General features: G+C 73.2%; 20 protein-coding genes. 11 read left to right on the top strand and 9 right to left on the bottom strand.

The annotated features are described in order from the left end of the window. Positions 1-2: 2 nt before the first annotated feature. The 5 genes from ABZU91_RS09450 to ABZU91_RS09430 form a co-directional block, all read right to left on the bottom strand. Positions 3-1409, bottom strand: coding sequence for an NAD(P)-binding domain-containing protein (locus ABZU91_RS09450; RefSeq protein ID WP_355236499.1), 1407 nt, complete (start codon positions 1407-1409; stop codon positions 3-5). 112 nt (positions 1410-1521) lie between these two features. Continuing rightward, the gene (locus ABZU91_RS09445; RefSeq protein ID WP_355236496.1) at positions 1522-2214 is read right to left on the bottom strand and encodes an endonuclease/exonuclease/phosphatase family protein; all 693 of its coding nucleotides are present in this window, start codon (positions 2212-2214) and stop codon (positions 1522-1524) included. 13 nt (positions 2215-2227) lie between these two features. After that, positions 2228-3175, bottom strand: coding sequence for an ROK family glucokinase (locus ABZU91_RS09440; protein ID WP_355236493.1), 948 nt, complete (start codon positions 3173-3175; stop codon positions 2228-2230). Between the two features lie 79 nt (positions 3176-3254). After that, positions 3255-3947, bottom strand: coding sequence for a hypothetical protein (locus tag ABZU91_RS09435; protein WP_355236490.1), 693 nt, complete (start codon positions 3945-3947; stop codon positions 3255-3257). Positions 3948-3978: 31 nt separating this feature from the next. Further along, a complete protein-coding gene (locus tag ABZU91_RS09430; RefSeq protein ID WP_355236487.1) occupies positions 3979-4434 on the bottom strand; it encodes an SRPBCC family protein in 456 nt (151 codons plus the stop codon). Positions 4435-4585: 151 nt separating this feature from the next. Here ABZU91_RS09430 and ABZU91_RS09425 point away from each other — a divergent pair, with 151 nt between their 5' ends. From ABZU91_RS09425 to ABZU91_RS09395, 7 genes are all read left to right on the top strand, one after another. Then, the gene (locus ABZU91_RS09425) at positions 4586-6400 is read left to right on the top strand and encodes a long-chain fatty acid--CoA ligase (protein WP_355236484.1); all 1815 of its coding nucleotides are present in this window, start codon (positions 4586-4588) and stop codon (positions 6398-6400) included. 14 nt (positions 6401-6414) lie between these two features. Further along, complete coding sequence (locus tag ABZU91_RS09420) at positions 6415-8106, top strand: GAF domain-containing sensor histidine kinase (RefSeq protein ID WP_355236481.1); 1692 nt, start codon at positions 6415-6417, stop codon at positions 8104-8106. A gap of 7 nt (positions 8107-8113) precedes the next feature. Beyond that, entirely contained in the window at positions 8114-8782 is a 669-nt protein-coding gene (locus ABZU91_RS09415; protein ID WP_007072219.1) for a response regulator transcription factor, read from the top strand. A 188-nt stretch (positions 8783-8970) separates the two neighbouring features. Beyond that, complete coding sequence (locus ABZU91_RS09410; protein WP_355236477.1) at positions 8971-9780, top strand: SAM-dependent methyltransferase; 810 nt, start codon at positions 8971-8973, stop codon at positions 9778-9780. Between the two features lie 79 nt (positions 9781-9859). Then, positions 9860-11518: a bifunctional diguanylate cyclase/phosphodiesterase gene (locus ABZU91_RS09405; RefSeq protein ID WP_355236975.1), complete on the top strand. Its 1659-nt coding sequence runs from the start codon at positions 9860-9862 to the stop codon at positions 11516-11518. A gap of 97 nt (positions 11519-11615) precedes the next feature. Beyond that, positions 11616-12197, top strand: a complete 582-nt coding sequence (locus tag ABZU91_RS09400; RefSeq protein ID WP_355236474.1) for a TetR/AcrR family transcriptional regulator — start codon at positions 11616-11618, stop codon at positions 12195-12197. Positions 12198-12209: 12 nt separating this feature from the next. Continuing rightward, positions 12210-12866, top strand: a complete 657-nt coding sequence (locus ABZU91_RS09395; RefSeq protein ID WP_355236472.1) for a lysophospholipid acyltransferase family protein — start codon at positions 12210-12212, stop codon at positions 12864-12866. 13 nt (positions 12867-12879) lie between these two features. Here the strand turns inward: ABZU91_RS09395 and ABZU91_RS09390 are convergent, their stop codons facing one another. The 3 genes from ABZU91_RS09390 to ABZU91_RS09380 all read right to left on the bottom strand — a co-directional run bounded on the left by ABZU91_RS09390 (position 12880) and on the right by ABZU91_RS09380 (position 15802). After that, on the bottom strand, positions 12880-14004 hold the full coding sequence (locus tag ABZU91_RS09390) for a glycosyltransferase family 4 protein (protein ID WP_355236469.1): 1125 nt from the start codon (positions 14002-14004) through the stop codon (positions 12880-12882). Beyond that, positions 14001-15260, bottom strand: a complete 1260-nt coding sequence (locus ABZU91_RS09385) for a M48 family metallopeptidase (protein ID WP_355236466.1) — start codon at positions 15258-15260, stop codon at positions 14001-14003. The genes ABZU91_RS09390 and ABZU91_RS09385 overlap by 4 nt, the downstream gene beginning before the upstream one ends. Before the next feature lie 290 nt (positions 15261-15550). Further along, positions 15551-15802, bottom strand: a complete 252-nt coding sequence (locus ABZU91_RS09380; RefSeq protein WP_355236464.1) for a hypothetical protein — start codon at positions 15800-15802, stop codon at positions 15551-15553. 381 nt (positions 15803-16183) lie between these two features. On the opposite strand from ABZU91_RS09380, the gene ABZU91_RS09375 reads away from it, so the two are divergent. Both ABZU91_RS09375 and ABZU91_RS09370 read left to right on the top strand, forming a co-directional pair. Further along, positions 16184-16576 carry a hypothetical protein gene (locus ABZU91_RS09375; RefSeq protein ID WP_355236461.1) on the top strand — a complete coding sequence of 131 codons (393 nt, stop codon included), beginning with the start codon at positions 16184-16186 and terminating at the stop codon, positions 16574-16576. Positions 16577-16599: 23 nt separating this feature from the next. Beyond that, positions 16600-16932, top strand: coding sequence for a hypothetical protein (locus ABZU91_RS09370; RefSeq protein WP_355236458.1), 333 nt, complete (start codon positions 16600-16602; stop codon positions 16930-16932). 51 nt (positions 16933-16983) lie between these two features. Here the strand turns inward: ABZU91_RS09370 and ABZU91_RS09365 are convergent, their stop codons facing one another. Continuing rightward, complete coding sequence (locus tag ABZU91_RS09365) at positions 16984-18402, bottom strand: NYN domain-containing protein (protein ID WP_355236455.1); 1419 nt, start codon at positions 18400-18402, stop codon at positions 16984-16986. Positions 18403-18529: 127 nt separating this feature from the next. On the opposite strand from ABZU91_RS09365, the gene ABZU91_RS09360 reads away from it, so the two are divergent. Next, positions 18530-20284, top strand: coding sequence for a DEDD exonuclease domain-containing protein (locus ABZU91_RS09360; protein WP_355236452.1), 1755 nt, complete (start codon positions 18530-18532; stop codon positions 20282-20284). Positions 20285-20412: 128 nt separating this feature from the next. Then, positions 20413-22206: an HD domain-containing protein gene (locus tag ABZU91_RS09355; protein WP_355236972.1), complete on the top strand. Its 1794-nt coding sequence runs from the start codon at positions 20413-20415 to the stop codon at positions 22204-22206. The last annotated feature ends 33 nt before the right edge of the window (positions 22207-22239 follow it).

Below are 22239 nucleotides of genomic sequence, written 5' to 3'. Positions count from 1 at the left end.
GCTCACTTCCCCTCCAGCTCGACCAGGGCGCGCTGGACGGCACGCAGGTAGTCGGCGTGCCCGACCTCGAACCAGTGCCGGCTGCTGTCCTTGACCTGCCCCGCGTACCGCTCCCCGGCCCGGTCCCGTACCCGCTGCGCGAACGCCGTGGCCCGCTCGGGTCGCTCCTGTCGCGCCCGGAGCAGGCGCGCGAAGAGCACCGTCTGCCAGTGCGACAGCGCGAAGAGGCCGGAGTCCGGCTGCACCAGGCCGGCGACCGCCAGCGTGGGGTGCCCCGGCGTGAAGGCGTTGAGCCAGAGCGTGGGACGGCCGGTGCCGGCGCTGTCGCCGAACACCGACGCGTCGAGGAACTCGAATCGCGGCAGGTAGCCGGTGGCGAAGATGACCAGCTCGGGGTCGATCTCTCGGCCGTCGGCCAGCTCCACGGCGTACGGGTGGAACCGGGCGATGTCGGGCACCGGGCCGATCCCGCCGTGGCCCACGTAGTAGACGAGCTGGCTGTTGGCGATCGGATGCGTCTCGTACACCCGATGGTCGGGCTTGGGCAGCCCGAAGCGGGTGAGGTTGCCGACGGTCAGCCGCATCGTCCAGTGGTAGAGCCACTGCCGGACCCGCAGCGGCACCCGCAGCGCCAGCAGCGCGTCGTTGATCTGGTCGGCCGGACGGCCGAGGACGTACTTCGGGGCGTACCAGTAGCCACGCCGGGTGGAGTGCCAGCAGCGCGACGACTGCTGGGCGGCCTCGACGGCGATGTCACAGCCGGTGTTGCCGGCACCGACCACAAGCACCCGCTTGCCGCGCAGCTGCGCCGGGTCCTTGTAGGACGACGCGTGCATGATCTCGCCGCGGAACTCCTCCAGGCCCTCGTAGCGGGGCAGCTTCGGCGACCAGTTGTGCCCGTTGGCGATCACCACTGCGGCGTACCGGGACGTACGCTCGGGGCCGTACCCGCCGGTGGAGCGGGTGGTCACGTCCCACCGCTCCCCCGGCGCGGGCTCGACCCGGACGACCTCGGTGCCGAACCAGACGTGCGAGCGCAGGTCGAAGTGGTCGGCGTACCGCTCGAAGTACGACAGGAGCTGGCTGTGGTGCGGGTAGTCCGGCCAGGAGTCCGGCATCGGGAAGTCGGGGAACTGGGTGAACGGCTTGGACGAGATCAGGTGGGTGCTCGCGTACACGGGGCTGCGGTCGTGCCGCCAGTTCCAGGCGCCGCCGACGCCGGTCTCCCGTTCGTAGCAGTCGACGCCGAACCCGTGCTCGCGCAGGTTCTTGATGGCCGTCAGGCCGCTGGCCCCGGCCCCGATGACGCAGACCGTGTCGCCCCGGTCGGAGAGCGCGCGGCCGTCACCGCTCTGCGCGGACGGGATCGCATCCGGGTCGGGCCGGCCCTGGTCGGTGGAGGTGGACACCGGGACATCTCCTTAGGTGCGGCACGGGTGCCGGTCGCCGCGAAATCCTCTCCACATCGGAGCCGGATGTCCAGCCCTGGCGCGGACCGATCGGCGGCCTCGACGGGTGGGGTCAGGCCGTGGTGGGCAGCAGCAGGTCGACGAGGACCGGGAAGTGGTCGCTGGCCCGGCGGGTCTGCGGGGTGTCCACCACGTCGTAGTCGACGACGCTGATCCGAGGGTCGACGAAGAGGGCGTCGATCCGCCGGCGCGGGTCCGCGCACGAGTAGGTGAGCCGTTCCGCCCGGTCGGCCGCGATCGCCGTGTCGGTCAGGCCGCGCGCCACCGTCGCCCAGGCCGGCCCGTCCGGACCCTCGTTCAGGTCGGCGCCGGCCACCACCGGGCCACTCGCGGCGTCCAGCCCGCGCCGGAACTCGGCGGCCTGCGCCGGCCGCTCGGCCGGGTCGGTGGACAGGTGCGAGCCGGCGAGGGTGAAGCGGGCGTCGCCCACGCGGCAGTCGGCGTACGCGGCACCGCGCAGGTGCCGGCCCGGGGTCAGCGGGAAGCGCTGGCAGCGGGTGCCGCGTACCTGCACCCGGAGGCTGGTCAACAGCAGATTGCCCAGGGCGGGCAGACCTCCGGCGGCCACCACCAGGCCGAACGACTCCGCCAACGTGGCCGACTTCTGCCGCCACCGGAACCGGCGCGGCCCCTCCTGCACGATCACCACGTCCGGCTTCGCGGCCCGCACCACCTCGGCCAGCGCGGCGGTGTCGTCGCGCTGGCTGTGGATGTTGTACGACACCACGCGCAGCGGTACGCCCATCTCCTGGCCGCCCTCAGATCCGGCGGGCCAGGTCGGCGGCGCCGATCACCCCGGCGCTGTTGCCCAGCTCGGCGGGGAGCACCTCGGCCACCGGCAGGCGTCCCCGCTGGGCCAGCGCGTCGAGGTACGACCGCCGGGTCGGGCCGAGCAGCAGGTCACCTGCGTCGATCACGCCGCCGCCGACGACCAGGGTCTGCGGGTCGAGGATCTGCGCCATGTCGGCGAGGCTGGTGCCCAACCACCGGCCGATCTGCGCGAAGGCCTCGGCGGAGACCGGGTCGCCGCCCTGCGCGGCGGCGGTCACCATGTGACCGGTGATCGCCTCCGTCTCGCCGCCGGCCAGCTCCAGCAGCGCGGTGGCCCGCTGCGGTTCCTGTCGCGCACCGGCACGGGCGAAGCGGACCAGGGCGCTGCCGCTGGCGTACTGCTCGATGCAGCCCAGCCGCCCGCAGCCGCACTGGTGGCCGTCCGGCACGGCCAGCATGTGGCCCAGCTCCGCGGCGATGCCGTGTGCGCCGCGCATCAGCTCGCCGCCGAGGACGATGCCGCCGCCGACGCCGGTGCCGATGGTGAACATGATCATAGAGTCGTCGGCGGCTCGGGCGGCGCCGTAACGGAACTCGGCCCACGCGGCCACGTTGGCGTCGTTCTCCACGATCACCGGCAGGCCGACGGCGGCGCTGACGTACTCGCGCAGCGGCTCGTCGCGCCAGGCCAGGTTGGGGGCGAAGAGCACTGTCGAGCGGGTGGCGTCGATCCAGCCGGCCGCGCCGATGCCGACCCCCTCGACCGTCCGCCCGGCAGCCAACTCGTCGACCAGCTCGATGATGACGTCGCGGGTCTTGGCGACGTCGTCGGCGGGGGTGTCCCGTCGGCTCTGCACGAGGACCTTGCCGGTGTCGTCCACGACACCGCCGGCCACCTTCGTGCCACCAACGTCGACTCCGATGGTCAGCGTCACCGCCGCCGCTCCCCTCTGCTGTGCTGTCCGGCCCGCGCGTGCCACGAGGCACGCCGGTCCGGATCGCGATGTCCCGCGCTCAGGCGCCGCCGCCCGACGCGTCCGCGCCGGTGTCGTCGGACGCCCGCGACGCGGGCACCACGGGTCGGCTGGTCGGCACCGGCGCGGCCACCGCCCCGGCGTCGTCGACGGGTGGCGCGGTGGCCGGGGCGGATGTGTCCGCCGTCCGGGTGGCGACCGACCAGACATCCCGCTCCGGCGCCGGCTGAGAATCATGCCCGGTGCGGGTGGCATCGCGCCACACGTGCTCGTCGACGGCCTCTGCCGGCCGGGCGGTCCGAGCGCGTTCCGGTGCCTCCTCGGCGCCGCCCGCAGCGGGCGTCGCCCGCGACGACGCGGACGATCCCGGCGCGGTCGCGGCCGAGGACTCCGGCGGCGCGAACGCCCGGAGCAGGCTGGCCACACCGGCGGCGAGGTCTCCCGCGCCGGTGGCGAGACGTTCGGCGAATTCCGGACTCGGATCGCGCAACGCGGCGATGCCACGACAGACCGGGCAGACGCAGCATTCTGCCGAACCGGTGGCGAAACCACCAGTTGCCCGTGCATCACCACCCGGAGCGGCACTGTGACCGAGGACACCCGCCAGCACCCCGCCCAGCGGGCCGAACGCGCCGCCCGCCGCCCCTGCGGACGCCAGTCGCGCCCCCGCGAGCAGGGTGGCCACCAGACGCTCCGCCTCTTCCCGGGCCGAACCCGGATCCGTTCCGCCCACCCTCGGCTCCTCTACCGTGCCGCCGGACGCGTCACTGCGCCGCACCGGATGCTTCTACCCGGCGCTTGAGCTGCTTCAACGCGGTGTCCATGATCATCTTTTCGGCCTTGCGCCGGAACATGCCCAGCATCCCCACGGACAGCTCGACCTCCAGCGTGTACGTCACCGTGGTGCTCCCGTCCGGGTTGCCCACCAGGTCGTACGAGCCACGCTGACTCTTCTGCATCTTCGAGGGGGCGACCAGGTGCCACTCGACGCGGGACAGGTCCTCGGCGTACTCGTAGGCGAGCACGTACTCGTCGGCCATCACGCCGGCGTCGATGGTGAAACGCACCTGGCTGGCGTAGCCGTCCTCGTACTCCTCGATCACCTCGGCACCGCGGACCGCCTCGGTCCACTCGGGGTAACTCGGGAAGTCACAGATGACCGCCGCCACCCGCTCGGGTGACGCGCCGATGATGATCGACTGGGTGGAGGAGTCCGCCATGGGGGGAGGCTACCCGGCTGGCACGGTCCACACGCCGAGCCGCCCCCGCCGCGCCCCTGCCTACCCCACCCGAACCGCTCGACGGGTAGGTTTCGACACAGCCGACGCCCTCGGCGGCCGGCCCGGCCAGTGCGAGCACGAAGGAGTGCAGGTGCGCGAGTTCTCCGTCCCGCCGATCGTCACCGTTGGCGACGCGGCCAACCTCACCGATCCGGTCTGGGACAACGCCGAGGCCGCGCCGGACACCGTCCAGTTCGCCCGCGCCACCCCCTCCCCCGACGGCAGCGGCACCACCTGGGCCGAGGTGACCTGCCTGCAGTTCCGCGACGAGGTGACGGCCGTGGCCCGGGGCCTGATCGCCGGCGGCATCCAGCCGGGCGACCGCGTGGCCCTGATGAGCCGGACCCGCTACGAGTGGACGCTGCTCGACTACGCCATCTGGGCGGCCGGCGCGGTCACCGTACCGATCTACGAGACCTCCAGCGCCGAGCAGACCGCCTGGATCATCGCCGACTCCGGTGCGGTCGCCGCCGTGGTGGAGTCCGGCGCCCACGCCGACCTCATCGCCGGCGTCCGGGACCGTCTGCCCGACCTGACGAACGTCTGGCAGATCGAGCAGAGCGCGGTCGACGAGCTGGTCAGCGCGGGCGCGGCCGTCGAGGCGTCCGAGGTGCAGCAGCGCCGCAAGGCCGTCCGCGCCGACGATCTCGCCACCATCATCTACACCAGCGGCACCACCGGCCGCCCCAAGGGCTGCGTGCTGACCCACCGCAACATGTACGCCGACGTCGCCAACGCGGTGCCGGTGCTGCCGAACCTGTTCAACGCCGGGGCGAGCACCCTGCTCTTCCTGCCGTTGGCGCACGCCTTCGCCCGGCTCATCCAGATCGGCGTCGTGCAGGCGCGGGCCACCCTCGCGCACTGCGCCGACACCGAGAACCTGGTCGGCGAGCTACAGGCGTTCCGGCCCACCTTCGTGCTGTCCGTACCCCGGGTGTTCGAGAAGGTCTACAACGCGGCCAAGCAGAAGGCCGAGGCCGACGGCAAGGGCGGCGTCTTCGCCCGCGCCGAGCAGGTCGCCATCGCGTACAGCGAGGCTCTGGAAACCCCGCGCGGGCCCGGCCTGGCGCTGCGCGCCCAGCACGCGGTCTTCGACCGGCTGGTCTACCGCAAGCTGCGCGCCGCGCTCGGTGGGCGGTGCCGCGACGCGATCTCCGGCGGCGCGCCCCTGGGCGCGCGGCTCGGCCACTTCTTCCGCGGCGTCGGGGTGACGGTCCTGGAGGGGTACGGGTTGACCGAGACGTCTCCCGCCGCCGCCGCGAACCTGCCCACCGGCACCCGGATCGGAAGCGTCGGCCGGCCGCTGCCCGGTGTGACGGTCCGGATCGAGGACGACGGCGAGATCCTGATCGCCGGCGAACTGGTCTTCCAGGGTTACTGGCACAACGAGACCGCCACCGCGGAGGCGCTCAGCACCGACGGCTGGTTCCGCACCGGCGACCTGGGCCAGCTCGACGCCGACGGCTACCTGAGCATCACCGGCCGCAAGAAGGAGTTGATCGTGACCGCCGCCGGCAAGAACGTCGCCCCTGCGGTGCTGGAGGACCAGGTCCGGGCGCACCCGTTGATCAGTCAGTGCGTCGTCGTCGGGGACGCGAAGCCGTTCATCGCGGCGCTGGTCACCATCGACGAGGAGGCGCTGCCGACCTTCCTGTCGAGCGCCGGACTGCCCTCGGACACCACTGTCGAGGCGCTGCGCGACCACGAGGGCCTGCGCGCCGAGGTGCAGTCCGCCATCGACACCGCCAACCAGGCCGTGTCCAAGGCCGAGGCGATCAAGGTCTTCCGGATCCTGCCCCGGGACTTCGCCGAGGCCACCGGTGAGCTGACCCCGTCGCTCAAGGTCAAACGCCAGGTCGTGCACAAGACGTACGCGGCGGAAATCGCCGACATCTACCGCGGCTGACTACGATCCGTCACGTGCCCGCATCCACAACCGCCGCCCCACACCCGCATCCTCTCGCCGCGGCCGCCCGCCTGGTGATGCTGGCGCTGGTCGCGATCCTGACCCTGTTCGCCACCCGCGACGTCGCCCAGCTGTGGTGGATCGCGCTGTTGGCGGTCGCCGGGCTGCCCTCCCTGCTCGCTCCGCAGCACCGGCTGATCGGGCCGCTGAGCCGGGTGGCCGAGGTGGTGGTGCTGGGGCTGGCCGCGAGCCAGATCGCCGCGGTCGCGTCGATCGGCGGCACCGTCGACGGGCTGGGCGCCTCCGCCGTGCTGCCCTACCTGGCGGTGCCGGTGACCGTCACCGCTCTGCGCCGCCGCTTCCGCGAGGGCACGGCGCTGCTCGCGGTGACCGCCGCCACGCTGCTGGTCAGCGGCGCGGTGACCGAGGTCGACGGCACACGCCAACTCGGCCAGGTGGGCTACCTCGCGGTCTGCGCCCAGTGGCTGATCCTCGCCGCGCTCGGGCTCTACGCCGCCGGCACCCTGCACAGGGTGATGGCCGTACGCGCCGACGGCAAGCCCCAGCCGTACGCCGAGGCCACCCGCCTGCTGACCCAACTGCGGACGGTGGCCCGGCAACTGCCCGGGGCGACCCTGGACCCGGGCGGCATCTCCGAGCACCTGATCGAGGAGCTGCGCACGGTGGCCCGGGCGGACCGGGGGGCGGTGCTGTCGGCCAGCGGCGGGGGCCGGCTCGTGGTGCTCGCCCAGGCCGGGGCGGACCGGGTCGACTGGGAGACGACGCTGGACGCGGACTCGGCGATCGCCGACGCCTGGGCCAGCCAGCAGGCCACCACCGCGGCCCGCTCGCAGGCCCGCTCGCACCGGCGCGGGGACGTGTCCGCGCTGATCGTCCCGCTGGTCGCCGGGGTCCGCACGGTGGGTCTGGTGGTGCTGGAGGCCGACGTCGCGCAGGCGTACCCGCCGCCGGTGGTGTCCCGGGTGACCGCGCTGACCCGGCCGGCGGCGCTGCGGTTGGAGGCGGCGCTGCTCTTCGACGAGGTCCGCTCGCTGGCCACCAACGAGGAGCGCCAGCGACTGGCCCGGGAGATCCACGACGGGGTGGCGCAGGAACTGGTGATGGTCGGCTACGGCATCGACAACGCCATGGCCACCGTCTTCGACGACGCGGACGAGACCGCCGAGGCGCTGCGGACGCTGCGCGCCGAGGTGACCCGGGTGATCCAGGAGCTGCGGCTGAGCCTCTTCGAGCTGCGCAGCGAGGTGGACCGGCAGGGCGGGCTGGCCGCGGCGATCGCCGAGTACGCCCGCACCGTCGGCGCGTCCGGTGGGTTGCGGGTCCACCTGTCGCTGGACGAGTCCACGGCCCGCCTGCCGGCCGCCACCGAGGCCGAACTGTTGCGCATCGCGCAGGAGGCGGTGACCAACGCCCGGAAGCACGCCGGGGCGTCGAATTTGTGGGTCACGTGCGAGGTCGACCCCCCGTACGCGCAAATTGAAGTGTCGGATGACGGTCAGGGGATGGCTGACCAGCGCCCCGACGGACGGTACGGTCTTGCGATCATGGCCGAGAGGGCGGAACGTATCCGGGGCCGGTTGGAGATCAGGCCGCGGCAACCCAGCGGCACGACCGTGGCGGTGGTTCTCGGCACCTCGTCCCGGCGCGATAACGTGCGTGACAGCGCAGCACCAGAAGGGGAGTAACCCGAGGATGACCACAAGTCCGACACCGGCCACCCGCACCAAGGTCCTCCTTGTCGACGATCATGACCTGATTCGTAAGGGCCTGCGGCACGCCTTCGAGCGCGACCGCCAGTTCGAGGTCGTCGGCGAGGCCGCGACCGCGGCAGAGGGGGTACGCCAGGCCGGCGCCCTCCAGCCGGACGTGGTGATCATGGATCTGCGGCTGCCCGACGGCAGCGGCCTGGAGGCCACCCGCGCGCTGCGCAAGTCCAGCGCGTCCATGGGCATCGTGGTGTTGACCATGTACGCCGGCGACGACCAGCTCTTCGGTGCCCTGGAGGCCGGAGCGAGCGCGTTCGTGCCCAAGACCGCTCCGGCCGACGAGGTCGTGGCCGCCGCACGGCACGCCGCCTCGTCGCCCAGCGCGTTCACCGCCGCCGACCTGGCCGAGGCGATGAAGCGTCGACTCGCCCCCTCCGGCCCGCAGCTCTCCCCCCGCGAGGGGCAGGTCCTGCGGCTGCTCGCCGACGGCATGAGCGTGGCGGGCATCGCCAAGCAGCTCTTCGTCAGCGAGTCCACGGCGAAGACGCACATCTCCAAGCTCTACGAGAAGCTCGGTGCCGCCAACCGGGCACAGGCCCTGATGACCGCGCTGCGGCTCGGCCTGCTCGAAGCGCCGGACGCCCCGAAGTTCTAACCCACGCCCGCTCGTCGAGCGGGATTCCGTGACCGAAGGTCCGCGCCGCCGCACCGCTGGCGCGGACCTTCGCGTATCGACCGACGTCGGCGGCGAGTGCGCGACACGCTATGGTCTGCCGGGTACCGCGGGGGCAGAATACCCGCGCGGGCGATGACGCCCGCGTCGTGGACTCAAGGGGTGAGCGCATGCAGCGGCCGGACTGGGCACCCGACACCATCGACATCGAACGCCCGAGCGTCGCCCGGATGTACGACTACTACCTCGGCGGATCGCACAACTTCGCCGCGGACCGGGCCGCCGCGCAGGCGATGGTGGCGGCCGTACCGGAGGCGCCGCTGGCGGCGCAGGCCAACCGGGCATTCCTGCGCCGGGCGGTCCACCACCTCGCCGAGACCGGCATTCGCCAGTTCCTGGACATCGGCTCGGGCATCCCCACGGTCGGCAACGTCCACGAGATCGCCCAGCGGATCGACCCGGCGTCGCGGGTGGTCTACGTGGACGTCGACCCGGTTGCGGTGGCGCACAGCCGGGAGATCCTGGCCGGCAACGACCGCGCGGCCATCGTCCAGGAGGACCTGCGGCACCCGGAGGAGATCCTGGCGCACCCCGACACGCGCAGGCTGCTCGACCTGAGTCAGCCGGTGGCCGTGATGATCGTGGCCGTCCTGCACTTCGTCCCCGACGACGACCGGCCGGCGGAGCTGCTGGCGACGCTGCGCGACGCGTTGGCGCCCGGCAGCTACCTGGTGCTGTCGCAGGCCAGCGACGACGGCCGCGCCGGGGAGGAGCGCGCCGAGGCCGAGCGGGTCTACCGGCGTACCGACAGTCCGCTCACGATTCGCAGCCAGGCCGAGCTGGCCGCGCTCTTCGACGGGTTCGAGCTGGTCGACCCGGGCGTCGTCTGGGTGCCGCAGTGGCGACCCGACAGCCCGGAGAGCGCGGAGGCCGCCGAGCGGGCGGTGTTCATGGGCGGCGTCGGGCGACTCGGTGACTGAGGCGGCTGCGGCGGCCACCCGCCCCGGCACCTTCGCCCGCGCCTGGGCCAAGGCGGTCTCCGGTACGAGCTACCTGCCGATGACACAGGCCCAGCTCGAGGCGCTGCTGCACCGGCTCACCGGCCAGCTGGCTCAGGCGCTGCTCGCCGAGCCGTTCGACCTGCGCGCCGGGCACCGGGTCGGCGCGGAGCTGGTCGCCGCGCACATCGCGTCCGCCGAAGGGCTGGGTCGTACGGTCGAGGTGATCCAGCTCCGGCTCGTGCGGGACCTGGGCCTGGTGGCCGAGGACGTCGAGGACCGAATGGCGCGACTGCTGGCCGCCGTGGCGACCGGCTACGCCCGCGCGCTGCGGGACCGCACGCTCGACGAGCAGGAGTCCATCCGCCGGGCCGCCATGATGGCCCGGACGCAGGCCGAACGGGCGCTGCGGGCCAGCGAGGCGCGGTTCCGCCACCAGGCCACCCACGACCCGCTCACCGGCCTGCCCAACCGGACGCTGTTCACCGAGCGGCTCACCGCCGCGCTCAACGAGCCGGGCCGGGGTGCCCAGCGCCTCGGGGTGTGTTTCCTCGACCTGGACCGGTTCAAGGTCGTCAACGACAGCCTGGGGCACCAGGTCGGCGACCAGTTGCTGACCACGGTGGCGGAACGGCTCCGCCAGACCCTCGGCGCGCACCTGGTGGCCCGCCTCGGTGGGGACGAGTTCGTCATCCTGGTGGAGGGCACCGGCGGCACCGAGGCGGCCGTGGAGGTCGCCGAGGCCGCTCTGGCCGCGGTCCGGACACCGGTGGTGGTCGCCGGGCACGAGCTCCAGGTCACCGCGAGCATCGGCATCGTGGAGCGGCAGGTGGCCGGTGCCAGCCCCAGCGACCTGATGCGGGCCGCCGACAGCACCCTGCACTGGGCGAAGTCGGCCGGTGGGGCGCGCTGGGCGCTCTACGACGCCGAGCGCAACCGCCGTGAGCTGGCCCGGTACGCCCTCTCGGCAGCCATTCCGGCCGCCCTGGAGCGGGGCGAGTTCTACCTCGACTACCAGCCCCTGACGTCGCTGCGCGACGGCAAACTGCTCGGTGTGGAGGCGCTGGTCCGCTGGCGACACCCGGAGTTGGGCGTCCTGCGGCCGGACAGCTTCATCGCGCTGGCCGAGGAGACCGGTCTGATCGTGCAACTGGGCGGGTGGGTGCTCGCCGAGGCGTGCCGCGAGGCGGAGGCGTGGTCGACGGGCGGTGCCCACGCGCCGTTCGTGAGCGTCAACCTTGCCGTGCGGCAGGTGCACCGGCCCGGCCTGGTGCAGGAGGTCCGTACGCTGCTGAGCCAGACTGGTCTGCCGCCCGAACGACTCCAGTTGGAGATCACCGAGAGCACGATGATGAGCAGCGCCAAGGAGCCCGTTCGGGCCCTGCGGGTGCTGGCCGATCTGGGCGTACGCATCGCCATCGACGACTTCGGCACCGGCTACAGCAACCTCGCGTACCTGCGGGACCTGCCGGTCACCGAGCTGAAGGTGGCCGGGGAGTTCGTGGCCGGCCTGCGTTCGCCGGCGGTGGGGCGTACCGACGAACGGATTCTCGCCTCGCTGGTGTCGCTGGCGCACGCGCTCGACCTCACGGTGACCGCCGAGGGGGTGGAGACCGCCGGGCAGGCGGAGCGACTGCGGGCGATCGACTGCGACGCCGCACAGGGCTGGCACTTCGGCCGCCCGGCCCCCGCCGACCGCATCCTGGCCCGCATCCGCTGAGCGCCCGCGATCGTCGACACGGCGTCCAGCTGTCGAGCGGTTGTCTACGCGCCCCGGGGCGTAGACAACGTCTACGGCGAACTGGTAGACAGTGTCTATGAACCAGGCGGCGGGAGTTCGAGCCCGACTGGTGGCGGCCGGGGTGGACCTGGTGCTGCGGGAGGGCCAGTCCGGCGTGTCCCTGCGGGAGATCGCCCGTCGTGCGGGCGTGTCACACGGTGCGCCACGCCGCTACTTCCCCACCCACGTCGACCTGCTCTCGGCCATCGCCCGCGAGGGCTTCGCCGACCTCACCACCCGGCTCGAGCAGACGATGCGCGCGGCCGACCCCCAGCCGCGTACCCGATTGGTCGCGCTGGCCCGGACGTACCTGGACTTCGCCGCGGCGCACCGCGGCATGTTCGAGCTGATGTTCCGCCACGACCTGCTGTCCAGCGGTCGCCTGCGGCTACGCGAGACGAGCCTGCCGCTGTTCACCCTCCTGACCGACCTGGTGGCACAGGCGCGCCGGCCGACCGACGCGCCCGCGGCGGTGGTCGCCGGCGCGCTCTGGGCCAACCTGCACGGCATCGCCCAGCTCTGGGCCTGGGGAAGCCTGCCGCTGGCGACCGGCGACAACGACGACGACGACGTGCTGCGGGCCGCCCTCGACGCGCACCTCGGCCCCGCACCGAACTGAACCGGAGACGACGTGCCCCTGCTGTACGACCTCAGCAAACTGACCGTCGGATCGGCCCTGCGACTGGGCTGGCGACCCCGCGTCCAGGGACTGGAACACCTGCCCCGCGAGGGTGGCGCGATTCTCGCCAGCAACCACCTGTCCGTCGCCGACCAGGTGTTCCTCGGCTGCCTGACGCCCCGACACGTCACCTTCTGGGCCAAGGCCGAGTACTTCACCGGCAGTTGGCTCAGCCGACAGGTCGTCGCCGGCATGGGGGCCATCCGTGTCGAACGCGCCGGTGGCCGGGCCGCCCTCACGGCCCTCGACGCGGCCGTGCCGGTGCTGCGCGCCGGCGGGCTCGTCGCCATCTTCCCGGAGGGCACCCGCTCCCCCGACGGGCGGCTCTACCGGGGCCGGGTCGGCATGACCCGGCTGGCCCGCGACGCCGAGGTGCCGATCATCCCGATCGGTGTGCTCGGCACCGCCGAGGTGCTGCCGGTCGACGCGCGAGTTCCCCGTCGGCACCCGGTCACCCTGCGGTTCGGGCCGGCGATCCCGGTCGCCGGGCGTATCACCGGGCCGCGCGACGTCCGGACGGTCACCGACGAGGTGATGGCCGCGATCCAACAGCTCACCAACCAGGAGTACGTCCCCCGCTACGCCCCGCCCCGGCAGACTGGCCCCTGAGCAGGGGCGACGGTCAGCCGGCCAGCAGAGACGCCATCCGCTGCGCCTGCGCCTCCCAGCGCCACTCCCGCTCCACCCACGCTCGACCGGCCGCGCCGAGCTGGCGGGCCAGGTCACGGTCGGCGAGCAGCCGCGCGACCCGGTCGGCGAGCTGCGCGACGTCCCGGCCCCGCACCACGTACCCGGTCTCGGCCTCCCGGACCGCGTCCGGCGCGCCGCCGGAGTCCCCGGCCACCACCGGCAGGCCGGTTGCGGACGCCTCCAGGTAGACGATGCCCAGCCCTTCCACGTCCAGGCCGCGGTTGCGGGTGCGGCACGGCATCGCGTAGACGTCACCGGCCGCGTAGTGCGCTGGCAGCTCGGCCGCCGGCACCGAGCCGGTGAAGACCACGTCCTGCTCGACGCCCGCCTGGCGGGCCAGCTTCTCCAGGGTCGCCCGGTACGGGCCGCCGCCGACGATCAGCAGCGCCGCGTCGGGCACCCGACGGCGGATCTCCGGCAGTGCCCGGATCAGCATGTCCTGACCCTTACGCGGCACGAGCCGGGACACGCAGACCACCACCGGACGGTCGGTCAGCCCCAACCGGGCGCGGACCGGCTCGCCGTCCACCGTCGGGTGGTAGGTGTCCACGTCCACCCCCGGCGCGAGCCGACGCAGGTCGGTCACTCCGCCCAGCACCCGAGCGAGCCGGGTGCGGGTGTACTCGCCCAGGTAGGTGGTCACGTCGACACCACGCCCGATGCGCCGCAGCGCCGGCCGGGCGGCCGGCAACGCCGCCCAACCGACCTCGTGGCCGTGGGTCTGCGCCACCACCCGCCGTACGCCCGCACGCCTGCGTAGACCGGCGGCGAGCAGCCCCAGCGGGGCCGCCGCCCCGAACCACACCGTGTCGCAGTCGTACTCGCGGGCGAGCCGGGCCGCCCGACGGGCGATCAGCGGGGTGGGCAGCAGCACCCGGGTGCGTTCACGGATCACCTCGAACGGCTGGTCGGCGTCGAACTTCTCCGCGCCGCGCCAGCTCGACGCGTAGACGACCACCGACCCGGCCGGCTGACGCACGGCGAGGTTGTGCACGAAGGACTGGATGCCACCCGGGCGGGGTGGGAAGTCGTTGGTGATCAGCAACGTCCGGCTCATCGGCGGGCCTCCCGGGCGTACGCGCGGGCGGCGGCCATCCGCTCCACGGTGGACGGATGCGAGGCCGAGTAGAGGTATTCCCACCGCGGCGGGTCGGGGTCACCCAGGTTGACCGAGCCGAGGCGGCGCTGCATCGACTCGAAGGCCACCGGGTCGCCGGTGAGCGCGAGCGCGTGTGCGTCGGCCCGCGCCTCCACCCGCCGCGACACCAGCGCCTGCACGGGGGTGGCGACCAGGCCGGCCACCGTGACCAGGGCGACCAGCAGCGGAAACGCGCGCGGATGGGCGATCGAGTCGACGCCGGCCAACCGCAACAGCAGGCCCCAGGAACCGAGCAGGTAGAGGGCGACCACCGTGGCGGCGGCGCCCAGCGCCCCGGTCAGCGTGCCCACCGTCACGTCGGAGTCCTTCGCGTGGCCCAGCTCGTGCGCCACCACGGCCGTCACCTCGTCGGGGGTGGCCTCGCGCAGGAGGGTGTCGTAGACGACCACCCGGCGGGTCGGGCCGAGGCCGGAGACGTACGCGTTGACCGCCCTGGTGCGCCGCGAGGCGTCGGCGACGAGCACGTCGCGCACCGGCACCCCGTCCCGGGCCGCCATGCTCATCAACTCGGTGCGCAACGGGCCCTGCTCCATCGGGGTGAACTTGTTGAAGACCGGCTCGACGAGCACGGGCAGCACGAACGACAGCAGCACCACCAGCAGGGCCGCGCCCGCCGCGCCGAGAGCCCACCACCAGCGCGGCGCGAGCCGGATGACCAGATAGAAACCGAGAAGCGCCACCGCACCGATCACGGCGCTCACCGCGTACGACTTGAGCAGGTCGACGGCCCAGCCGCTCCACCCGTTGGTGCTCAGCCCGTAGCGGGTCAGGACGCTCTGCCGCCAGGCGGCGAACGGGAGGGTGAGCAGGTCGGCGACGAGCACCACGGCGAGACCGCCGAGCACCGCCTGGGCGATCCAGTGCCCACCGAACGGCCGGCCCACCAGCTCGACCAGGCGACTGCCCAGCGGGGTGAGGCCGAGCGCGACGGCGATCAGCAGCCCCACGGCCAGCGCGGCGTAGCCGCCGGGGCGCAGGGCAGCACGGAACTCACGCCCCTTGGCCACCTGGTCGGCCGGGAGGTCCCGGAGCGCGGCGAGCTGGTCGGCACGGGGCGCCGGGGGCCGGTGCCAGGGGATGAACACCGCGACGGTCACCAGCAGGGCCACCGTCAACGCGGCCAACATCAGCACCGCCCAGCCGCGCGGGCTCACCGGGACACCGCCTGCCGCGGGTCGCCGGCGTGCGTCGCACCGACGGGCGCGTCGCACTCGCGTCGTACCCCGCTCATCCCGTCGCTCCTCCCGCCGTGACCGCCCATCCTATGGCCCGCGAAAAGTCCGCTTCGGGCGCGGTGTCGCGCTCCGTCGCCCCGGCCGGCGGGCAGCCCGGCGAGGGCCCGTGCCACCGGGCGCGGGTGGCTCGTGCCGGCGGCTCAGGTCACCCGACGGCTCAGGCCACCCGGCGGACGCGGTGGCTCAGGCCACCCGGCGGACGCGGTGGCTCAGGCCACTCGGCGGACCCAGCGCGCGGGGGCACCGGACCGGGCGGGCACGTCGGGCCGGACGGGCACGTCGGGCCGCGCGGGCGCGGCCAGCACCTCGACGTCGAAGCCAGCCCGGGCGAGCACCTCGATCGCCTCGACCTCGGCGGCGACCAGCCCGGCCGCCGGGGACGTCTCGTCGAACAGGGCGGTCAGCGGGCAGCCGGAACAGCCGTCGGCCCGCTTCGCGCACCCGTCGCAGTCGATGAGCATCACGCCTCCTGATCGCTCGCGATGCGCGGTCGACACGCTGTCGTCGCCACCCGAGCACCGTCGGTCACATCGACGCTATCCACCGGGTACGACAGAACCGCCCGTTGAGGGCTAGATCGACTCCAGATCAGCGAAATCGGGGTATCCCGACCGGCCGGACACCACGACATCGCCGACCTCGTGACCAGCAAGCCCCTCCCGGCTGGACGCACCCGCCGCGCCCGGTCGAATCGCCGGTCAACTGCCGGTCAAGCGCCTGTTCCGTCGACAGTGGCCGCTGCGATCGTTGCCCTACGGCCGATCCACCGCCGCCCGAAGGTCCAACGACGCCCCGGGCCGAGTGGAACCGGCCGTCCCACCCTGACCCACGGAGGTTGTCGAATGCGCGGACCATCCTCGACCACACGCTCCCGTCTCTCGGCCGTCGCGCTCCTCGCGGTCGCCGCGACAGCCGCGGGCGGACTCGTCGCCACGCCGGCGCAGGCCACCTCGGCGCTCGGCTGCAACTACCCCCGCGTCTGCTTCTGGGTGAGCGGCAGCCCCTACGACGGCGCGCCGCCGACCGCGTCGTTCCAGGACACCTACTACCAGACCCTCGGGTCCCGCAGCAGGGGCGCGGACTGGGTCTACAACAGCCGCAACGACGACGGCGCGAAGATCTTCTACTCGAACAACGACTGGGTGTGCGTCTCCCCGGGCGAGCTGGCCTACCTCGAGCCGTACGGCTACGCGGTCGCCATCGACATCATGGACTCCCCGTACTGCTCCTACTGAACCGATCGAAGGAGGTTGAAGACATGAATCCACGACGTCTCCTGGCCGCGTGCGCCGTCGCGGTGACCGCGGCGGTCGGCCTGGTCGCCACACCGGCCTTCGCCGGTGGCTACTTCACGACGAAGACGGACCTGAACCTGCGCTACTGCCAGTGGCCGAACAACTCGCAGTGCTCGGTCATCCTCACCATCGGAAAGGGCCAGTCGGTCTACCTGAACTGCTGGGCGACCGGATCGTCGGTCAACGGCGACACCGTCTGGTACAACGCGTTCTACGGAAACGCGAGCGGCATGCTCGCCGGTGACTACATGTACACCGGCCACGACCCGAACCCGTCGGTCTCCCGCTGCGTCTGACGGCGGCAGAGCCACCGACACCGCTGCGCCGATCCGGCCCCGGCGCGCCCTTCAGGAGCGGGCGAGGCGGCGCAGCAGCGAGTCGGCCCCCAGCGGGTACGCGCCGTGCCGGCGTACGCCGTCGGCGACCTCGCGGTCGGACGAGACCACGACGACCGGGCGGCCCGCCGGCTCGGCGCGGACCAGGCGTCGGATCAGCTCGTCGGCCGTCTCGCCCTTACGCGAGAAGAGCACCCGTACGCCGCGCGGCGCGGGGGGCAGCCCGTGCATCCGCTCGGCCCCGTCGAACACCACGGTGACCTCGTCGCCGGTCTGCGCGGCGATCCCGCCCAGCCCGGTGATGAGGCGCTTGCGCTGCTGCTCCAGGGACATCTCGCCGAAGCCGCGCTTGGTGACGTTGTAGCCGTCCACCACGAGGTGCGCCCGGGGCAGGGCGAGGAGCTGGTCGAGCCGGGCGGGGTCGTCGGTGTCGCGGGCACGGGCGGCCGGGCCGGCCGGAGCGCTCCCCGGCTGCTCGGCGAACGCGTCCGCGACGAAGTCGGCGGGAAGCTTGTCGACCGGGTCGAGCGCCAACTCCCGGCGCAGCCCGACGGCGGCCTGGCCGATGGTCTCCAGCAGCAGCCAGAGGCGGGCGTCGTCGACCGAGCGGGCCTCCTTGGCGCTGGCGCGGGCGACCCCGGCAGCGGCCTCCGCCTCGGCGAGCCGGGCGCGGGCGCGGCGCAGCTCGGCGTCCACGTCGGCGCTGGCCCGGGCCGCGCGACCCCGCTCGGTGGCGAGAACGTCGGTAGCCTTGCGCTCGCGGATCTGCGTCTCACGCAGGGTACGGGCCAGCTGACGGGACTCCTCGCGGAGCTGACCCAGCTCCTCCCGGACCCGTGCCAGCTCGTCGCGGAGCTTGTCGGCCTCGACCCGGGCCACCGCGCGGTCGTGTTCGGCGCGGGTGGCCCGGTGCTCGGCCTCGCGGACCAGTTCGGCGACGACGGCGCTGTCCGCCTCGGCGCGCACCGCGGCGCCGCTGGCGTCGATCAGCTCCCGCCAGCCGCGCGGTCGGGCCAGGTACGCCAGCGCGGCCACCTCGACCGGGTCGGCGGCGGCCGGCGCGGTGCCCTCGACCACGGCCGCACCGAGGTCACCGGCGTCGGCCAGCACCCGGGCGGTGACGCGCTGCCGGAACAGCGGGTCACCTGTGAGCTGGGCGGCGATGGCCGGAGCGCCGAGGCGGGCCCGACGGTTGGGGGCGAACTTGGCCACCCGCCGCAGCGGCACCGGCACCTCGTCGGCGGGCAACCCCGGCAGCACGGCAGCGGTCAGCGCCACGATCCGCTGCCGGACCGGCTCGGGCAGTGTCGGCTCCGGCTCGATCGCCGATTCGCCGGGAGTGTCGCCGGTGTCCGGATCGCCCACGGCACCGTCTCGCGCGACCGGATCCTCCTGCGGGAGGTGGTCGTCGTGCGGCTCGGTGAGGGGCATGTGGCAAGTCTCCCACCGCTGGCGGGCCCACCGCCCGGTGAGTGAGCCGATCTCTCATCCTAGCCCCATGGTGACTGGTGGGACGGCTGCGACGGGAGTGTCGGACCGGGGCGCTAGCGTGCCGCCGATGGCACAGGCGGAGTACGTCCAGGAGTCACTGGCCGGTCTCGACCCGGCGGTGGGCGGGGTGGACCCGGCCCTGCCGCTGTACGCGACGACCTTCGTGGTGGTCGACCTCGAGACCACCGGCGGCGCGCCGGACGGCGGCGGCATCACCGAGATCGGCGCGGTCAAGGTACGCGGCGGCGAGGAGCTGGGAGTGCTGGCCACCCTGGTCAACCCGGGGCAGCCGATCCCGCCGTTCATCACCGTGCTGACCGGGATCACCCAGGCCATGCTGCTGCCGGCCCCGCCGATCGAGCAGGTGCTGCCCAGCTTCCTGGAATTCATCGCCGACGCGGTGCTGGTGGCCCACAACGCCCCGTACGACGTGGGCTTCCTCAAGGCCGCCTGCGCCAAGCACGGGTACCGCTGGCCCAACCCCCGCGTGCTGGACACCGCGGCGCTGGCCCGGCGGGTGCTGACCCGCGACGAGGTGCCCAACCGCAAGCTGGGCACCCTGGCGGCATACTTCCGGACCGCCACCCAGCCCTCCCACCGGGCGTTGGACGACGCCAAGGCCACCGTCGACGTGCTGCACGGCCTGATCGGGCGTCTCGGCGGGCACCGCGTCGACACCGTCGGCGACGCCATCGAGTTCGCTCGCGCGGTCACCCCGACGCAGCGTCGCAAGCGACACCTGGCCGAGGGGCTGCCCAAGGTCCCGGGTGTCTACATCTTCCGGGCCGCCGACGGCCGGCCGCTCTACGTCGGCACCTCGGGCGACATCGCCACCCGGGTGCGCAGCTACTTCACCGCCGGCGAGAAGCGTGCCCGGATCTCCGAGATGCTGGCCGCTGCCGAGCGGGTCGAGGCCGTGGAGTGCGCGCACTCGTTGGAGGCGGAGGTCCGTGAGCTGCGGTTGATCGCCGCGCACGCGCCTCCGTACAACAGGCGGTCGAAATACCCGGAGCGGATGGTCTGGCTCAAGCTGACCGACGGGCCGTACCCCCGGTTGTCGATCGTGCGCGACATCTCCCCCACCGACACCGCCTACCTCGGGCCGTTCACCTCCCGGCGGGCCGCCGAGTTGGCCGCCGCCGGCTTCCACGACGCCGTCCCACTGCGCCAGTGCACGCACCGGCTCTCGCTGCGCACCGTCACGCCGGCCTGCGCGCTGGCCGAGCTGGGTCGCTGCCCGGCACCCTGCGAGCACCGGATCACCCCCGAGGAGTACGACGACGCGGCGGTCGGGCCGTTCCGCACCGCCACCACCAGTGACCCGCAGCCGGTGGTGGACGCGCTGCTGGCCCGGATAGACGTACTCGCGGCCGATCAGCGCTACGAGGAGGCCGCCGTGGTGCGATCCCGGCTGGCCGCGGTGCTGCGCGCCACCGTGCGGATGCAGCGGCTGGCGGCGCTGACCGGGATCGTCGAGTTGGCCGCGGCCCGGCCAGCCCCGACAGGCGGCTGGGAGCTGGCCCTGATCCGGCACGGACGGCTGGCCGGGGCGGGCGTGTCCCCGCCGGGCGTCCACCCGCGACCCACGTTGAACACCATCCGTGCCACGGCCGAGACGGTGTCCGGAGGACACGGGCCGGTGCCGTCGGCCACCGCCGAGGAGTCCGAGCGGATCCTGTCCTGGTTGGAGCGGCCGGAGACCCGGCTGGTCGAGATCTCGTCCGGTTGGTCGTCACCGGCAGCCGGCGCGGGCCGCTTCCGTGACCTGCTGACGAAGGCCGAGAGCGGAGCGTCGCACCAACTCTCGACCGAACGCTCATGACCAACTGACCGATCGGACTACCTCGACTCGCTTAGGCTGTTAGAGAAGTGCAGTCCTGCCCGTTTCGTGGGCCTGCTCCCGATCGCCCGGTCCGGCGGTCGTGGAGCCGGGGTGAGGAGGTGTCCCTCGTGGACGTCGACGCCGGACACGGCGCCGCCCTGGGGGGCGCCCTGCCAACCCAGTCGGGTGAGCTGCCACTGACCCGCCGACTGCGGTCGTTGCTCACCTGGCCGACCAACGACTCCGACCCGGTCACGCACCTGGTCCGCACCCACCGGGGCATCCACGCCGGCACCGATCCGGCGGTGTTGCGGCGGGCGTACACGATCGCGGAGAACATGCACCGCGGGCAGTTCCGCAAGAGCGGCGAGCCGTACATCACCCATCCACTCGCGGTGGCGCAGATCTGCGCCGAGCTGGGCATGGACACCACCACGCTGGTCGCGGCGCTGCTGCACGACACCGTCGAGGACACCCGCTACACACTTCAGGCGCTGTCCGAGGACTTCGGCCACGAGGTGGCCCACCTGGTCGACGGGGTGACCAAGTTCGACAAGGCGTTCTACGGCAAGGCCGCCGAGGCGGAGACGGTCCGCAAGATGATCGTCGCGGCCGCCAAGGACGTCCGGGTGCTGATCATCAAGCTGGCCGACCGGCTGCACAACATGCGCACCCTCGGTGTGCGCTCGGCGGCCTCCCGCGAACGGATCGCCCGCAAGACGCAGGAGGTCCTGGTCCCCCTCTGCGACCGGTTGGGCATCCAGACCCTCAAGCGTGAGCTGGACGACGTGGTGCTGCTGCACCTGGAGCCCGACGAGCACGCCCGACTGGCCCGCCACGTGCACGACCGGCCGGGCTGGGACGCGTACCTCGACGCGGTGGTCAGCCGCGCCCGGATGGCGCTGAAGCGCAGCCGGGTCGACGCCGAGGTCAGCCCCCGACCGCGGCACCTCTACTCGATCTGGAAGGACACCATCGCCGGCGGCCACACCGCGCCGTACGACCTGCCCCGCATCTCGGTGGTGGTCGACGGCCCGGCCACCGACTGCTACGCGGCGCTGGGCGCGATCCACGGCACCTGGCGGCCGGTCCCGGGCCGTTTCAAGGACTTCATCGCCTCGCCCAAGAACAACCTCTACCGCTCGCTGCACACGAGCGTCTGCGGCCCGCAGGACCGCACCGTGGAGGTGCTGATCCGCACCGAGGAGATGCACCGCTCGGCCGAGTACGGCATCGCCGCCGACTTCCGCTTCCCCCGCTCGGGCGGCGGCGGCGCGGCGGCCCGCGCCGAGCAGTTGGACTGGCTGCGCCGCGTGCTCGACTGGGAGCCGGAGGCCGCCGACCCGGCACAGTTCTACGAGTCGCTGCGCTGCGACCTCGCCGAGGGCCAGATCCAGGTCTTCGGCGACGGCCGTCAGGTGGTGCTGCCGGCCGGCGCCACACCCGTCGACCTGGCGTACGAGCTGGGCAGTCACCGGGGCGACCACTGCCTCGCCGCCCGCATCAACGGCCGGCTCGCCCCGCTGAGTTCGGAGCTGGACGAGGGCGACGTGGTGGAGATCTTCACCGAGAACGACGCCGACAACGGCTTCGAGGCCGACGCCGCGCCGCGCGGCCCGCGCAAGGAGTGGCTGGGCTTCGTCAAGTCGCCGCACGCGCAGATGCAGATCAACAGGTGGTTCGCCGAGCACACCGAGCCGGGCATCACGATCAGCGACAAGGTCCGCCTCGGTCGGGCCACCATCGGTCTCGCCCTGCGTCAACACAACCGTGGCCTCGCCAGCGACCTGCCCCTGCTGCGGCTCTCCGAGGAGTTGGGCTACCCCGACCTGGAGACTCTGCTCGTCGCGGTCTTCGACCGGGTGATCGAACCGGACGCCGTGGTACGCCAGCTCATCGACCTCGTCGACCATCGACAGTGACTCCGGCAGGCCCCAGCGCGTCCGAACGACATT

Origin of the sequence: Micromonospora sp. NPDC005174 (genome assembly GCF_040608495.1) — a bacterium.
Lineage (GTDB): Bacteria > Actinomycetota > Actinomycetes > Mycobacteriales > Micromonosporaceae > Micromonospora.
The sequence above is the reverse complement of the archived record's forward strand: the minus strand, read 5'-3'. Positions and strand labels throughout refer to the sequence as shown.